Annotated in this window: 1 protein-coding gene; it reads left to right on the top strand. The window is 65.4% G+C overall.

Features of this window, described 5'->3' with window-relative positions; all coding sequences use genetic code 11:
• The first annotated feature begins 46 nt into the window (after positions 1–46).
• Positions 47–979: an IS110 family RNA-guided transposase gene (locus I2488_RS19395; RefSeq protein ID WP_196277439.1), complete on the top strand. Its 933-nt coding sequence runs from the start codon at positions 47–49 to the stop codon at positions 977–979.
• Positions 980–1004: the final 25 nt, after the last annotated feature.

Here is a 1004-nt window from a genome sequence, read left to right as displayed (position 1 = left end):
GGTTGCGAGGGGTTTGTACCCCGCACGCGCAAGGAAGGGAACGAAGATGGCGTCTCATGCGGTGTTTGTCGGGATCGACGTGAGCAAGGCAAGGCTCGATGTGTGCCTGTGGCCGGATGGAGAATGCCTGGAGTTTGCCAATGACAGCAGGGGCATCCGTGCGCTGGGGCGGCATCTGGAACGCCTTGGTCCCGCCGCGATCGGGCTGGAGGCGAGTGGCGGATACGAGCGCGAGGTGCTGGCTGCGCTGTGTGCGGCGGGGCTTCCGGCGCATCGACTCAATGCGCTTCGCGTCCGCCGCTTTGCGCAAGGCTGCGGCATCTTGGCCAAGAACGACCGGATCGATGCGGGCGTCATTGCCCGCTTCGTCTCGTGCGTTCCGCAAGCCGAAGCGGTCCACGATCCGGCGGCGGCAAGGCTGGCTGAACTGGTCACCGCCCGGCGCCAGCTGGTCGAGGAACTGACCCGCTGCAGCAATCAGGCATCGCGCACGGTGCATGGCGTGCTGAAGCGCATCGCCGCGCGGCGGATCGCACGCCTCAAGGCCGACATCCTGCTGATCGATCAGGCCATGGCCGAAGCGGTCGCCGCCGACGAACGCATGGCCCACCGCAACCGCCTGCTGCGCTCGGTTCCGGGGGTCGGGCCAGTCTTTGCCCATACCCTGCTCGCGCTCATGCCCGAGCTTGGCAATCTGACCCGCAGACAGGCCGCGTCGCTGGTCGGCGTCGCCCCGTTCGACTGCGAAAGCGGGACCTTCCGCGGGCAAAGGCGCATCGTCGGCGGTCGCAAACCCTTGCGCGATGCCGCCTACATGGCCGCTCTCGTCGCAGGCCAGCACAACTGCGTCATGAAGACCTTCAGACAGCGACTGGCCGACGCCGGAAAACCGCCAAAGGTCATCCTCATCGCCATCATGCGCAAACTCATCTGCGCTCTCAACGCCATGGTCAAAAACAACCAACCATGGACCGCATAACAAGACGGTTGCTCCCCATTTGCAC

This window comes from Novosphingobium jiangmenense (assembly GCF_015694345.1).
In the GTDB taxonomy this organism is placed as follows: Bacteria; Pseudomonadota; Alphaproteobacteria; order Sphingomonadales; family Sphingomonadaceae; genus Novosphingobium; species Novosphingobium jiangmenense.
Note: the sequence above shows the minus strand (reverse complement) of the source record. Positions and strands in the feature narration are given on the sequence as shown.

Bases quoted from the DNA above. Each gene is read 5' to 3' on its own strand.
- I2488_RS19395 (WP_196277439.1), top strand. From the start codon at position 47: ATGGCGTCTCATGCGGTGTTTGTCGGGATCGACGTGAGCAAGGCAAGG.